The sequence below is a fragment of the Myxococcus xanthus genome (assembly GCF_013116825.1).
Taxonomy (GTDB): domain Bacteria; phylum Myxococcota; class Myxococcia; order Myxococcales; family Myxococcaceae; genus Myxococcus; species Myxococcus xanthus_B.
The window spans coordinates 24,103-38,153 of record NZ_JABFNS010000035.1; the positions used below are offsets into that span (position 1 = coordinate 24,103).

The 14,051-nt window shown below is 70.2% G+C and carries 11 protein-coding genes; all 11 read right to left on the minus strand.

The window, feature by feature from the left end; genetic code table 11:
- Positions 1-31: 31 nt before the first annotated feature.
- The 11 genes from HNV26_RS12715 to HNV26_RS12765 all read right to left on the minus strand — a co-directional run bounded on the left by HNV26_RS12715 (position 32) and on the right by HNV26_RS12765 (position 13,890).
- Positions 32-1,483, minus strand: coding sequence for a DNA/RNA non-specific endonuclease (locus tag HNV26_RS12715; protein ID WP_171442107.1), 1,452 nt, complete (start codon positions 1,481-1,483; stop codon positions 32-34).
- A gap of 69 nt (positions 1,484-1,552) precedes the next feature.
- Entirely contained in the window at positions 1,553-2,110 is a 558-nt protein-coding gene (locus HNV26_RS12720; protein ID WP_171442108.1) for a gamma-glutamylcyclotransferase, read from the minus strand.
- A 60-nt stretch (positions 2,111-2,170) separates the two neighbouring features.
- The gene (locus tag HNV26_RS12725; RefSeq protein WP_171442109.1) at positions 2,171-3,928 is read right to left on the minus strand and encodes an ATP-binding protein; all 1,758 of its coding nucleotides are present in this window, start codon (positions 3,926-3,928) and stop codon (positions 2,171-2,173) included.
- 75 nt (positions 3,929-4,003) lie between these two features.
- Entirely contained in the window at positions 4,004-6,505 is a 2,502-nt protein-coding gene (locus HNV26_RS12730) for a protein kinase domain-containing protein (protein ID WP_171442110.1), read from the minus strand.
- Between the two features lie 100 nt (positions 6,506-6,605).
- The gene (locus HNV26_RS12735) at positions 6,606-7,385 is read right to left on the minus strand and encodes a hypothetical protein (RefSeq protein WP_171442111.1); all 780 of its coding nucleotides are present in this window, start codon (positions 7,383-7,385) and stop codon (positions 6,606-6,608) included.
- Entirely contained in the window at positions 7,382-8,665 is a 1,284-nt protein-coding gene (locus HNV26_RS12740; RefSeq protein WP_171442112.1) for an ABC transporter permease, read from the minus strand. Before HNV26_RS12740 ends, HNV26_RS12735 begins: the two co-directional genes overlap by 4 nt.
- Positions 8,662-9,363 carry an ABC transporter ATP-binding protein gene (locus HNV26_RS12745; protein WP_171442113.1) on the minus strand — a complete coding sequence of 234 codons (702 nt, stop codon included), beginning with the start codon at positions 9,361-9,363 and terminating at the stop codon, positions 8,662-8,664. The genes HNV26_RS12740 and HNV26_RS12745 overlap by 4 nt, the downstream gene beginning before the upstream one ends.
- The gene (locus tag HNV26_RS12750; RefSeq protein ID WP_171442114.1) at positions 9,360-11,015 is read right to left on the minus strand and encodes a hypothetical protein; all 1,656 of its coding nucleotides are present in this window, start codon (positions 11,013-11,015) and stop codon (positions 9,360-9,362) included. The genes HNV26_RS12745 and HNV26_RS12750 overlap by 4 nt, the downstream gene beginning before the upstream one ends.
- A gap of 120 nt (positions 11,016-11,135) precedes the next feature.
- Entirely contained in the window at positions 11,136-11,939 is an 804-nt protein-coding gene (locus HNV26_RS12755; protein WP_171442115.1) for a hypothetical protein, read from the minus strand.
- A 15-nt stretch (positions 11,940-11,954) separates the two neighbouring features.
- Positions 11,955-13,142 carry an ABC transporter substrate-binding protein gene (locus tag HNV26_RS12760; protein ID WP_171442116.1) on the minus strand — a complete coding sequence of 396 codons (1,188 nt, stop codon included), beginning with the start codon at positions 13,140-13,142 and terminating at the stop codon, positions 11,955-11,957.
- 10 nt (positions 13,143-13,152) lie between these two features.
- Positions 13,153-13,890: a PspA/IM30 family protein gene (locus HNV26_RS12765; protein ID WP_011555655.1), complete on the minus strand. Its 738-nt coding sequence runs from the start codon at positions 13,888-13,890 to the stop codon at positions 13,153-13,155.
- Positions 13,891-14,051: the final 161 nt, after the last annotated feature.

Consider the following 14,051-nt stretch of genomic DNA (forward strand, 5'->3'; position numbering starts at 1 on the left):
GGAAGCGAAGCCCAGGCCACGAAGCTCCGCCTCAGTTGCCGGGCGCGAAACGGAACAGGCTGGCCGCGAAGTACAGGCTGTTGCGCTGGAAGACGCCTTCGGCCGACGTGCCCTTCTCCAGCTTGTCCTGCACCCGCTTGGGCAGGTTTGCGTAGAGGTCCTGCCCCAGCAGCTCCTCGATGCGGTCCACGGGCACGCGGTGCGAATCGAGCAGCGGGAGGATGTCCTCCTTCTTCGACGGCCCGTCCTTCATGTTGGGCACGAGGTACGCGTACATCGTGAGGCTGCCGTTCGGCAGCTCGTGGAGGACCGTCTTGAAGTTGTGCGTGGGGACGGCGATGCGGCGCTCCCCCGCCCCCGTCGTCTCCCGCTTCTCCGGCGGCAGCGGCTGTCCCTTGTCATCCAGGTACAGGTTGCCGGTGAGGATGTACGCCTTGCCGCCCTGCGAGTTCACGAGACCTGAGACGCCCTGCTCCAGCGTGCGCCACACCTGCTGGTTGTGGTTGCCGTGCTGGGGGGCGATGTTGGTCATCAGGTGGCTCTCGTTCATCGCCTCCTGCGTGGGCGAGTCCTCCGCCGGCTTCATGTGGCCCCGGTCGAAGCCCGTCCGCGTGTAGTCGGAGTCGGTGACGCCGGTGCGGCCCAGCTCGGGGTCGCGAACGAAGGTGCTCTCCAGCCGGGACACTGTCGCGGGCGTCTCCTGGATGTCCGACGCGGACAGCATGTAGCTCACGAAGGTAGGGACGTTCGCCCCCTGGTCCAGCGCCAGGCGCGAGTACTCCTTCACCAGGCTGAGCCCCTCCGAGCCCAGCGCTCCAGCGGGGCGCAGCGGGTCCAGCTCTCCGGCCGCTTCGGCCACGCGGCTCTGGAACGCGGCCATCTGCTGGTCCGGCACCCAGCGGGTGTCCGCGTGCTTGCCCGCCTTCGACGCCTGGATGAACGCGTCCAGTTCCTCCGCGCTGAGCTGGCCGTCGCCATTGCCCCCCAACAGATCCGCGCGCCGGGCCACCGTGGCCTGCCAGCCACGCTCGAAGGCGTCCACGCCCACGGCGGAGCCATTTCCCTCCGCGAGCTTCGCGTCCAGCGAGGAGCGCTTCTGCTGAAGCGCGGTGGACGTCAGGTACTGCCCGTCCTCGGGCGCGGCCAGGTAGCGCTCCAGCTCCGCCGCGGATACCTGCCCGTTGCCGCCGCGCGTCTTGCTGCCCGCCGCGTCGGCGGCCTGCATCAACCCCACCTGCCAGCTGTCATCCTTCCAGCCGAACTTCTCCTGGAGTTCGTTGATGGGCACCTCGCGGGCCGTCGAGCGTCTCCAGCTTCCTCCTGGCGTGGTGACGGCATTGAGGGGCGAAGCGGCCGATGCCGGGCGCGGGGGAACGGCTCGCGTCGTGGTGGGTCGCAGCGTCATCCTGAATGTCCTCGGGGCCGACGAGGTGAGGCACGAGGTGGAGCCCCTTCTCCCATCGTCGGCCGTTCGGCGCGCCAAGTTGCGTCACGGCTCCGTTTTCTTACGAAGAAAAAGAAACTGGGGGTCGCTTCGCACCTGGATACCCGCCTAACCCTTCTTTCCAGGGGCTTTCGACGGGCTCAGGGCCTCGGGGCCCGCCTTCTGGAGGGCCTGGACGATACGGGCCTCGGCCTGGAGCCGCTCCACGTGGTCCGGTGACAGCCCGGCCTCCTCGGCCGACAGCGCCAGGGTGACGAGGAAGGCCTCACTCACGAGCCCCTGCGCGGGCGTCGCGGGAGCCGTGGGCGTGAAGACATGGGCGCTGAGCACGGCCCCGGTGAAGGTGCGCACCTTCACCTGCCGGACCTCGGTGGCGCCCGCCATCGCGGACTCCAGGCGGGCCAGCGCGTCCCAGGCGTCCGCGGGAACGCGGCGGAGCATGCCAGGGAGCTTGTGGCCCGGCGCATCCACCAGCCGGGCCACCTTCCCGCCCCAGGCCGCCGACGCCACGTCGTAGACGACGTCCACGTCGAGCGCCTCGGCCAGCTCGCCCTCCAGCACGTCGGGAATGGGCGGGAGCCCCGGGAGGCGCTCGTGCGCAATCACCGGGGCCAGGTCGAGGGAGTACGCGAACCAGGAACGCGGAGCAGTGGGGCCAGCAGCCATGCCCCCAGTCTCAGCGGGCCGTGCGCCCAGGACAAGCGCCTGGGCGTGAGGCGGCACCGGCTACTGCGACTCCAGCAGCGCCTTCAGCTCGCGCACGCGCCGGGTGATGTAGTCCCGGTCCAGTTGGCGGAAGCCCTCGGGCAGCAGCTCGCGGCTGGTGCACTCCTGCACCGCCACCAGGTTCTGCAGCTCGATTTCCAGCGGGTAGCTGGGGGGCACGAAGTCCGCGAGCACCGCGGCCAGGTCGTCCTTCGTCACCGCCTCACGGCCGTCCGCCAGCGCGCGGAACTTCGAGCGCACCATGACGGCTTCGATGTCCGCGCCGCTGAAGGCGCGCACGCCCTCCGGAATCAGCGTGGAGAAGGACTCGATGCCCTCCACGGACACGCCCGTCTTCTTGGACATGACCTGGAACAGCTCGTCCCGCTCCGCGTCCGTCTGCGGATAGAAGAGCGCCAGGTGCTCCTCCGCGCGCCCCTGCCGCTTGAGGTCGATGGGCAGCAGGTCCGGCCGCGCCGTCATCAGGAACCAGACAATCTTCCCGCGGTAGAACGTGTTGCCCATGAACGAGGCGATGGAGCCGAACACGCGGCTGCTCGTCCCGGAGTCCCCGCCGGAGTCACGGTTGCCGAGGAACGTATCCGCCTCGTCAATCATCACCGCCACCGGCCACAGGGCCTTGAGCAGGTTGAAGATCTTCTCGAGGTTCGCCTCGGTGACGCCCTGCCACTGGCTGCGGAAGTTGAGGAACTTCACCACGGGGATTCCAATCTCCCCGGCGAAGCAGCTCACCATGAACGTCTTGCCCGTGCCCACGGGGCCCGACAGCAGGTAGCCCATGGGCATGACCTCCAGGCGCCCCTTCTTCAGGGCCCCGGCGGCCTGCCGCAGCATCTGCTTGGCCTTGGCGTGTCCCGCCACCGCGTCCAGCGTGTGCACCGGCTCGATGAACTCCAGCAGGCCGTGGCACTCCGCCTGGATGATTTCGCGCTTCTTCTCCTTGAGCAGCTCGGAGGTGATGCGCACCTCGCGCTCGAGTGCCTCGGTGAGCACGCGGTCCAGGTTGATGCGGGACAAACCCGCCGTCATCTTCGCCAGGCCCGCCAGCGGCACGTCCGACACGGACTGGAGCCGCTTGCCCTCCAGCTTGTAGCGCACGTACTCCAGCCGCTCCTCCTCGGTGGGAAGGGGCAGCTCGATGGGCGCCACGTACGGGTTGCGGCTGATGCGCGGCGACACGTCCGCCAGGTTCTCCGCCAGCAGCACCACGGACACGTCGGACGCGAGGAACTGCGGGTCGTGCGCCCACTTGTCCAACGTGGCCACCACGAAGCGGTCCTCGCTGGAGAGGTGGCTCATCTCTCCGCCCGGAACGAGCGTCTCCGCGAAGTCGACGATGAGCGCCAGCGAGCGGCCCTCGCTCAGGCGCATGCGCATGAAGTTCTCCAGAATCTGGAGCGCGCGGCCCGGGTCTCTGGGCATGACCTTGGCGTAGTCGGTGCCGTACATGGCGTCGTAGCCCGCCATGGCCCGCTGCAGGTCCTTCTGCGTCTCCGGCGTCGCGGAGCGGATGCCAGACGACCGGTCATAGAAGATGACGTGGTCCCGGCCGCCGAAGAGCTCCTCGGAGAGGAACGTCTTCAGCGTGCCGAAGCCGCGCCCGCCATCCTCCAACTGCAGGGGCTGCAAGTCCCGCACGGCCCCGTACAGCAGGAAGGCGCTGACTGTCTTCGTGTAGTACTTGCGGGCCAGCTGCTGGGCCCAGCGAGGCAGATCCGCCAGGGGATCCGCCTTGTTCACCTTGCGCACCTTGCTCACGAACTCCCGCCTCCTCTCGCTCCACCCACAGGGGAGCTGGCGCGCCCGCCCCCTTCGCGGGAAGCGGGCCTTCGGCTAACGGCAGCGCGGCTGCCGCTTGAGGGAAACGCTCGCGGTGGCCGGCTCATTGCCTGGCGCTGCGTCCGGGACGTTCACCTCGGCCTCGTTGTGGCACTTCAGCTTCAGGGTGAGCTGCCGCGCGCCGGGGGGCACCTGCACGACGGCGGGCGTGGTGGCGCCCACGTCCTTGCCGTCCACGAAGATGGTGGCACCGGCCGGCTTGGACTCCACCTTCACCGACACCCGCGTCACCGATGGCTCCAGCTTGAGCGACACCTCCACCGGTCCACCGCCGGACACCGGCACCCGCTTGGACGCGGGCTTGTGGCCAGGCGCGCTCACCTCCACCACCCACTCCGACCCGCTGATGGGCACGTCCTTGACGTAGGCCGCCGACTTGCCCTGCTCGCGCACCACCCGGCCATCCACCTTCACCTCGGCCGTGGCGGGCTCCGTCGTGAGCACCAACGCCGCGGTGCGCACCAGGCTCTCCAGCACCGCCTGCACGGGCGTGACGTCCTTCCCCTCTGCGACCTCCACCGTCTTCGTGAAGGTGTTGTAGCCCTCCGCGCTCACCACCACCATGACCTTGCCGGCGGGCACCTCGCGCAGGAGCGTCGCGCTGCCCCCCTCCAGGGGCACCAGCTGCGTGTCCAGGCGCACCTGCACGCGGTTGCGGACCTCCGAGGGCACGCCCTGCAGGTCCACCAGCACGTAGCCCACACCGGGCCCCGACACCGCCCAGCCAATCAGCACCAGCACGAGCACGGCGACCGCGCCGATGCCGCCGAAGAGCACCTTCCTGGGAATGGGCGCTCGGCCGCCCACGGACGGCGTCGCGCCGGTGGGCCGCTCCGGGGCATCCCCGTCGTCTTCATCGTCATACGCGGGGGCCACGGGGGCCGGCGGCGGCAACGGGCGGGCCGCGGCCTGCGAGGCGTCGAGCACCTGCACATCCCGCGTCATCCGCGGCAAGCCCCCACCCCGGCTCGTCCGAGGCGTGGCCCCCGAGGCGGGCGGCGCGTCCGAGGGCGACAGCGTGGGCACGGACATGGACGGCCGCACCACGGGGATGCTCGCGTGCGACAGCCGTGGCGGGCCGACGGGAGGCGACAGGGGCGCGGGCGGCGAAATGACCGCCGTCCTGCCGCTGACGGGCTCGTCGTCCGCGTCGCGCCCCGGCGTCGACGGCACCTCCAGCGGGGTGATGGCACGCCCGACGGCGGCCCCCGGCTGCGTGGTGGGCTCTGGCGTGTCCGCGAACTCGTGGTCGCTGGAGACGAGCTGCGTCGCCCCGCCCTCGTCCTCATCGGGAGGGGGCGCGGCGGTGGCGGCCGTCAGCTTCGGCAGCGCGGCCAGCGTGGGCGAGCGGCGCACGCCACCTGGAGGCACCGTCGGCATGGAGCCCGTCATCCGGGGCTGCGGCGCCACCGGCTGCACCACCGGCACGGGCGCCGGCGGCGGCGCGGAGGGCATGATGGGGCTGTTGAAGGACGCGGCTTCCAACGCGGCCTGCATGCCTTCGGGCGGCTTGATGTCCGCGTAGTCCAGCAGGCGCTGCTTCTCCCGCTCCACGTCCTCCGCGAACGTGGACTTCATGTACTGCGCCAGGTCCTTGCGGCTGAAGATGGTGTCGCTGGTGATGAGGAAGCGCTGCAGGTCGTCGCCCAGCTCGCTGGCGTACTGGTAGCGCTCGTCCACGTCCTTGGCCAACGCCTTGAGGACGATTCGCTCCAGCGTCTCCGGGATGCGCCGGTTGTACGTGCTGGGCGACGGCACCTCCGCCTTGCGCACCTTCTCCAGCACGCTGAAGTCGCTGTCGCCCACGAAGAGGCGCTCACCGGTCAGCATCTCGTAGAGGCACACGCCAATGGCGAACACGTCCGAGCGCCGGTCCAACGGCAGGCCGCGGATCTGCTCCGGGCTCATGTAGCCGAACTTGCCCTTGAGGATGCCGGCCTGCGTCTTGGTCGCCTTGCCGGCCGCCTTCGCGATGCCGAAGTCGATGACCTTGACCTCGCCCTCATAGGAGATGAGGACGTTCTGCGGCGAGATGTCGCGGTGGACGATGTTCATGTCCCGCCCCATCCCGTCCTTCTTCCGGTGGGCGTAGTCCAGGCCCTCGCACATCTTGGACACGCAGAAGGCCACCAGCGGCACCGGAGCGGGCTCCCCCTTCTTCCGGCACCGGTCGAAGATGGCCCGCATGTCCTTGCCGGGGATGTACTCCATCGAGATGAAGTAGCTGCCGAGGATGTTGCCCAGCTCGTAGATGGACGCGACGTTGGCGTGGGTCAGCTGGACGCTGATCTTCGCCTCGTCGATGAACATCGAGATGAACTCGTCGTCCTCCGCGATGTTGGGGAGGATGCGCTTGATGGCGACGAGCCGCTCAAAGCCGCTCGCGCCGAACTGCTTCCCGCGCCACACCTCCGCCATGCCGCCAATGTTGATGCGGTCCAGAAGGAGGTACTTCCCAAACGGGATGGGCTGCCGCTTCGGTTGAGTGGTCGTCACGTGGGGGAGGGTCCGTTCCCGGCGAGCCTATCGACCGGGGCTCCAAGGGGTCAACCTCGTGAAAGCCCCGCCCAAGCTGACCCGGCAGGCAAGCGGCGGATCAGGGCCCGGCCCGAGGAGAGCCCGCGTCCGTGTCACCGGCGGGTGACGGCGGGGCAGCAAGGCTGTCGCGGAATGCGGCTCCTGGCTCCGCCTCATCGGCTGGAATGGGGCGAACCAGCAGGAAGCGCGCCTCGCCCGCGACGGACACGACGGCCGGCGGGCCGAAGCGCTCCTCCGCGGGGAGGCCCACCATCGTCACCCAGGCGCCCTGCCGCGCTGGCGCCACGCAGTAGAGGATTGTCCCGGCGCGCACGCCGGGCGCATCTCGCACGGGCCCCTCGCAGTCCTTTCTGACCTGGAGGGTGTACGCCGGGAGTGACTCCCCCCGCACGAGGTACGGCGGCCGGCCCAGTTCCTCCAGCAGGGACTGGAGGAGGCGCGGGTCATCCGGTACCTCCAACGCGGAGGTCCGTTCCTGCGCCGATTGGTGGAAGCGCTGGAGCGCCATGGACGCGATGTCCGTGGACGTCAGCGGCGTGCGGCTCTCCGACAGCACGAGGTCCACGAAGAGCGCGCCCACCAGGACGATGGGCAGCAGCCGGTAGCCCTTGAAGCCCTCCTCCTTGCGCTGGAGCAGGCCCACGACGAACGCGAGCGCGGCCACCGCGGCCACGGCCAGCACCACGGCGGGCCGCTCCAGGGAGGGCACCGTCATGAAGGCGGACACGTCCGCCGTGCGGGCGCGCACGGCGTCGGAGAGGTCGCCGCCGTAAATCCAGGCGATGGCCATCAAGCTCAGCGCATTGCCAAGCAGCGTCTTGCGAGAAGGAAGTGTCATCCGGCGAGCGTGCGTGCGGGGTCGGTGGCGGCGGCGCGGCGGCTGGGGAAGTACGCGCCCGCGAGCGCGGCGACGAGCCCCAGGGCGACGCCTCCGGCCACCACCGGCCAGGGGAAGGAGAAGAAACTGTCGGGCTTGAAGGGGAAGTTGGGCAGGTAACCCGCCGCCAGGCGGTTGACGCCCAGGGCCAGCAGCAGCGCGGCGATGGTGCCCGCGGCGCCGCCCGCGAGCCCCACCACGGCGGCCTCCGCCAGGACGATGGCGCGGATGTCCGCGCGCGAGGCCCCCACCGCCTGCATGACGCCAATCTCCTTGGCGCGCGCCCGGACGGAGGCGGACAGCGCGTGGGCGATGTTCACCGCCGCGAGGATGCAGATGAGCAGGGACAGCAGCGCCAGCGCGGACGTGGTGAGCGCCACCGCCGCGCCCGAGTTCTCCGCCATCCGGCGCTCCTGGTCGTCGATTTCCAGCCCCATGCCCTTCACCGCGTCCACGATGGCGGGCACCTGCGACGGGTCCGTGGCCACCAACGTGACACCGGAGTAGTTCTCCGCGTCCACGCCGAACGCGCGGTTGAGGCGGATGGCCGCGTCCAGCGGAATGGTGATGCCGGCCAGCAGCGCCCGGTCCGACGCGCCCACCACCTGCGCCTGCCCGGACTGCGTGGGCCCCGACGCGGACGCCGCGGCCACGTAGGAGCGGTTGAACTCCACCGGGAAGCCGAAGCCCACCAGCATGTTGGCGGAGAGCTGGGGCAGCTTGCGCGCCGGAGCGAACGTCTTGTTGTACAGCTCCAGGAGCCGCGTGGACACGAGCGCCGGAATCGGCTGCCCCTCCCCCGCGTCCTTGAACTCGCCCATCTGCACGTCGCCCTGCACCAGCGCAGGCTCCACGCCCAGGGCCAGCACCTCCATGCCCATGCGCAGCCGGGTGCCGAAGAAGACGCCGTCGTAGCGCGTCACCGCGGGCACGCGCACGTTCATCTTCCGGTAGGCGGCCTCCACGCCGGGCAGCTCGCGCAGGCGCTCCACCGTGGGCGCGTCCAGTTGGCCACCGCCCAGCAGCGAGCCCAACGACACCGCCGGGGGCACCACGTCCACCAGCCGCGCGTCCGTGGGGAAGACCTTCTCCCGGATGACGGCGCCAACGCCCAGGCCCAGGCCCACGAAGAACACCAGCGCGCCCACGCCCATGGCCACGCCGAAGGCGGAGAAGAACGCCCCCTTGCGCTCGCGGGCTAGGCTCAGCCGGACCAGCCGGGACAGTGCGTCCAGCCTCATGGCGCACCTCCCGTGGCCACCTGAAGCCCCGCGCGCTCCTCCACGAGTTGCCCGTCCTTGAGCCGCAGCACGCGCCCGGCCGCCGCGCTCATCCGCTCCTCATGGGTGACGCACAACACGGTGAGTCCTTCGCGATGCAGCTCCTGGAACAAGGCGATGACGCCCGTTCCCGTGGCCGCGTCCAGGTTGCCCGTGGGCTCGTCGCACAGCAGCAGGCGGGGCTTGCCGAACAGGGCTCGGGCAATGGCCACGCGCTGCCGCTCGCCGCCGGACAGGCGCACCGGCGCGCGGTCCTTCTTCGCGCCCAGGCCCACGCGCTCCAGCAGCGCCTCCGCGCGCTTGCGGGCATCCGGGGGCGCCACGCCGAAGTGCGACGGCAACAGCACGTTCTCCACCGCGGAGAGGTTGGGGATGAGGTGGAAGGACTGGAAGACGAAGCCCACGTGCGTGTTGCGGAAGTGCGCCAGGGCCTTGTCGCCCAGGCCTCGCAGCTGCACGCCGCCCACGCGGATGTCGCCGCGGTAGTCGACGTCCAGGCCGCCCAGCAGGTGGAGCAGCGTGGACTTCCCGCTGCCGGACGAGCCCACCACCGCGACGAACTCCCCCTCCGCCACGTCCAGCGACATGCCGTCGAGCACGCGCACCTGGGTGCCGTCCCCGTCCACGTACGTCTTCACGACGTCCCGCGCTTGAATCACGGCGCGGCCGACGGGCTGGAGGTAGCGGCGGAGGGCGCCAGCCGCAGGGACAGCTCCGCCTGGAGCGCCTTGTCCTTGCGGGACACGGCCAGCGTCACGGCGCGCAGGTCATCCACGGCCTCCAGCCAGCGCACGGTGGTGGCCTTGATGGCGAAGCCGCCAATGCCCCAGGCCTCCGACGGCAGGTTCTTCACCGCGTCCGACAGGCGCCGCAAGTCCAGCACGGCGCTGAAGGCCGCGTCTTTGCCAGCGTCCTTCAGGTCCGCGGCCATCGGCCCGTCGCCCGAGGGCTTCGCGAGCGAGGCCAGCGTGGACTCCAGCCGCGCCTTGGGCGAGGCCACCATCAGCCGGCCGTTGGGCGCGAGCGCGAAGTGCGCGCCTTCGCCCGCGCGGTAGGACGTGAGGTACACGCGCTGACCGCTCAGCTCCGACGCCTCCACCTTCGCGCCGAAGTTCTCCGCGATGCGCGGCAGTTGCTCCAGCGTGGACTGCATCTTCGCAGCGTCCTCGGCGTCCGCGAGCGCCACCAGGTGGACGAAGCGGAAGGGGTTGGTGCGGCGCAAATCCAGCACCGGCATGCCCGCGCCCAGATTCACGGTGGGCGACAGTGACAGGCCCAGCACCGTGCCCGGCTTGAGGTTGTCGAGCAGCTCGGTCTTCACGTTGAGGCCGCTGTTCTGCACCGCCCGGGTCAGGTAACCGCCGGCCAGATAGGGCCACACGCCGTCGAGGTGCGACGCGTCCCCGCGGAACCGGGCCACCAGGAAGCTGTCTGCGGGCAGCGCGGTGAGGAGCGTGCTCGCGGCGGGCGCCACCGCGTCCAGCGCCGCCAGGGACGCCTGGGTATCCGGCCAGGGCGCGTCCGCGTTCAGCGTCACCGCGCGGTCGTCGATGCGGCCCGTGAGCGTGACACCCTGGACGGTGCCCGGCGGCACGAGCCCGGCGCCGCCCGGGAGCCAGACGTGGAAGTCACGCTGGGCCGGGAGCCGTTGCAGCGACGCCGCCATCACCGGCTCCTTCGCGAGCGAGCGCTCTTCCGGCTGCGTGGCCAGCGTCCCCAACGTGGCGGCGGTGGGCCCCGCGCCGAGCAGCGCGAAGGGCGTCCCCTTCACGAAGAAGATGCCCAGCGCGGGCGTGGCGCTGCCGGGCCGGCTGAAGGTGACCAGGTCCCCACCGTCCACGGAGGACTGCTTCTTGTCGGACGCGCCCAGGCGGCTGCGCGCGAAGTTGCCGAACGTCTCCTCGAGCTTGCCCGCGTCCTTGACGCCCACCACGGAGATGGCTCGGTGGCCCCCGAGGAACGCCGCGCCCGCGCCGAGCTCTGGCGCGATGCCAGCCGTTTCGAGCGCCTGCCGGCTGCGCAGGTCCACGCCAATCTGGCGCATCACCGCGGAGACGTAGCCCTCCGCGGTGGAGAAGTTCTGGAGTTGCGCGGCGAACGAGGCGGCCTTCAGCTTCTGGAAGCGGGCGAGCTTCTCTCCCAGCGCTCCCAGGTCATTGATGACCACGGCGGCCTGCGCGTCGCGCGGCAGGTAGCGGGCCACCCCCGCCGTCGAAGCCGGGGCGGCGGGGTCCACGTCCTTGCCACAACGGGAGCAGCCCGCGACGGCGAGCACGAGGAGGAGGGACGGAAGCCAGACTCGGCGGAGCATGCGGGCACCTCAGGCTGCCTGGGGCGGAGAGTCAACCGATTCGTGGAGGCTCCAGAGCCAGTCCAGGAGCCCGGAGGATGGGCAGGCGACGGCCAGGAGACGGCCCCCGGCCGTGGAGCTTCAACGCACCCGGCTGCCGTGGGGCAGCGGGCCCCGCGTCTCCTCGGAGAACTCGAGGAACTGCTCCATCTGCCGCACGGACTCCTCGGTGGCCTCCGCCTCCGCGCTCAGCATGGTGAGCTGGCGGTTGACGACCTCCGGGTCGCGGATGGCCACGGATTGTTCGTGCGTCAGCCGCATCAGGTCCTCGATGCCCGCCAGCTGGTGGCTCACCACCTCGCGGCTCTCACCGGCCTGTTCGAAGCGCGCCAGCCGCTTGCGGAGGATGTCCACGCGGTTCTGCTTCACGTCCTTCAGCCGCGGGTTCGTCTCCCCCGCCACGTCCACCTCCAGCTCCGCCACCTCGCGCTGCAGGTGCTCGCGGTCGGAGCTGTTCAGGTACGTGCGGTACTGGTTCAGCGTGGAGATGAGCCGCAGGAAGGACGTCAGCAGCGCATCCAACCGGGGCTCGCTGTCCGCCTCCAGCACCTTGCCGCCCGGCAGCTTCCGGTAGTTGGCGAGGATCTTCTCCTTCAGCCCGACGAGCTGCTGGTAGTGCTCGCGCTGGGAGGGCGCCAGGTCCGCCTGGAGCGCGTCCAGCGCCTTGCGCGCCGCTTCAGGGTCGTCGAGCGTGTTCGCCCGCACCGCCCGCTGGAAGCGCTTCATGGACGACATGACGCCCAGGTAGAGGCCTTCCAGGCCCAGGGCCACCAGCAAGGGCAGCGGCTCGCCCGTCATGGCCGCCGAGGCAGCCGCCGTGCCCAGCCCCACCAGGTTGGCGGGCATCATGAAGGCGGCCTTGATGTAGTTCGGCGACTTCGCCACGTCCGTCCTCCAGCGTCAGGGGCCTCGAGCCTCCGACACGTACTTCAAGGCCCCCAAATCCTTCGTGTCCTCCGCGGGAGGCACCGGAGGCCCTTGCTTCAACTTCTGGAAGAGCGCCGCGGCGCTCTGGAAGAGTTCGTCATAGGTGACAGGCGCCTCGCCGGAAAGCCCGAAGAAGGCCCGATTGTCCGCCAGCGTGGCCGGCGGCGCGCTGCGGATGGCTTCAATGGGGTCGCCCAGGTACGGCGCCACCTCCCCCAGCATCCGGGCCCCAGCCGTCGGGTCCTTCAATACGCTCTGCCCCGCGTCCAGGAGCCCCCGCAGCACCCGCCGCACGGCATCCGGGTAGCGAGCGGCGAAGTCTCCCCTGGCGACCAGCACCGTGGCCACCAGGTGCGGCGCATCCGCCGTCGTCGCCAGCACCGCGCCTCCCCGGTCCCGAGCCGCCAGCTCCACGTCACCCCACAACCCCACCACGGCGTCCGCCCGGCCCTCGCGCAACGCCCGTCCCGCATCCAAGGTGGTGGGTAGCTCCACCCAGCGCACGTCCGTGATGCGCAGCCCCACGCGCGACAGCAGCCACAGCGCGAAGTAGTGGGACGAGCCATACGGATACACGCCCAATCGCCTGCCACGCAGGGAAGCGAGGTCCGGCACGCCCACCGCGGCCAGGGCCTCCTGCCCCCGGCTGCGCCCCACCAGCAGCAACGTGCGAGGCGCGGCGTCCCGCAGCAACGGCGCCCACGCGGCCAGCCGGTCGACGGACAGGGTGGCCATGTCCACGCCGCCGTTCTCCGCGCCGATGGACAGCGCGTGGCGCAGGTCCTCTTCCTTGGCGAAGAGCACCGCCCGCGCGTCCAGCGCATAGGCCGTCTTCAGCAGCCCCTGGGCCGCGCCGGGCGGAGGCACCGGGTTGTCCAGGGTGGTGGCCCCACCCGTCGCCACCAGCAGGCCCGCGGAGGCACCGCGCGGACTGAAGCCGATGAGCACCGGCCGCAGGGGAACGGAGGCCACGTCCGCCACCGGGGCCGCCACGCCGGCCGGGAAGTCTCCCGGCGACAGGCGGACCGCCTCACGCGTGGATGGGAAGTACCGCTCCTGCAAGCGGTCCAGATACCCCATGCGCGACGCGAGCGCATAGCTCGCGCCGAGCGCACAGAGGAACAGGAAGAGGAAGAGACCTGGACCGCGGTGGAGCCTCATTCAAGACGGACTACTCGACGCCGACCTTCTTGCCGATGGTCTTCTCCGGACCACTGCCCACCTCGGACACCGGCGCCGGGCTGCTGACGAGCCCCATCTCCATCTTGAACTGCTTCACCAGCTCGTTGGCCTGGATCTTCTCGGCCTCTTCCTCGATGGATGCCGCGGTGTGGTCCACCGACTCGAGGGCCATCTGCATGCGGGCCTCGTTGATGGCGGACTTCTCCTGCACCTTGCGCAGCATCTCATCGTGGGTCGAGTCGATGCCCGCCACGGTGAAGGACTCCATCGTGTCGGCCACCTTGGCCTGCCACTTGGCGCGGCGCGCCTCGCGGATGGCGTTCATGGCCTCCTGCGTCTTGCGCTCCTTCTCGCGCATGAACGCCTTCTTCACCGACAGGGCCTTCTCGTACGCTTGGCGGGCCGTGGCCAGCTGCTGCTCGTTGCGGGCCAGCGCGTCCTTCTCAATCTGGAGCTTGGAGGCGTACTGCGCGGCCAGGTCGTCACGGCCCGCCTGGATGGCGGCCTTCACCTTGGCCGTCAGCGAGCGCACGTCGTCCTGGTACTTGGCGTTCTCCTTCTCCAGCAGCGTCACGTTCGCCCGGACCATGGCGATGGACTCGTTCATCTTCGGGACCTGGTCGTTCAGGTCACGGACGTTCTGCTCGAGAATCAACTCCGGGTCCTCGATGGAGGAGACGAAGAACCCGGCGAAGCTACGCATTGCCCTCTTGAATCGTTGCCACATATCGGCGGTCTACCTCCGTCCAGACCTACTTGCAGCCACCTTACACGATCCCCGGGGCGAGCAAGCAGACACAGTCCCAATGTCTTCTCAGTACTTACGCGCTTCTACCTAAGGCGATTGCGGCGTTTCCAAAAGCGTGACGTGACGGTTCTACGTCGGAA

What these genes read in the sequence shown, in the direction of transcription:
- HNV26_RS12735 (WP_171442111.1), bottom strand. Translation starts at nt 7,385, where the DNA reads ATGACACTTCCTTCTCGCAAGACGCTGCTTGGCAATGCGCTGAGCTTG.
- HNV26_RS12750 (WP_171442114.1), bottom strand. Translation starts at nt 11,015, where the DNA reads ATGCTCCGCCGAGTCTGGCTTCCGTCCCTCCTCCTCGTGCTCGCCGTC.
- HNV26_RS12720 (WP_171442108.1), bottom strand. Translation starts at nt 2,110, where the DNA reads ATGGCTGCTGGCCCCACTGCTCCGCGTTCCTGGTTCGCGTACTCCCTC.
- HNV26_RS12760 (WP_171442116.1), bottom strand. Translation starts at nt 13,142, where the DNA reads ATGAGGCTCCACCGCGGTCCAGGTCTCTTCCTCTTCCTGTTCCTCTGT.
- HNV26_RS12765 (WP_011555655.1), bottom strand. Translation starts at nt 13,890, where the DNA reads ATGTGGCAACGATTCAAGAGGGCAATGCGTAGCTTCGCCGGGTTCTTC.
- HNV26_RS12740 (WP_171442112.1), bottom strand. Translation starts at nt 8,665, where the DNA reads ATGAGGCTGGACGCACTGTCCCGGCTGGTCCGGCTGAGCCTAGCCCGC.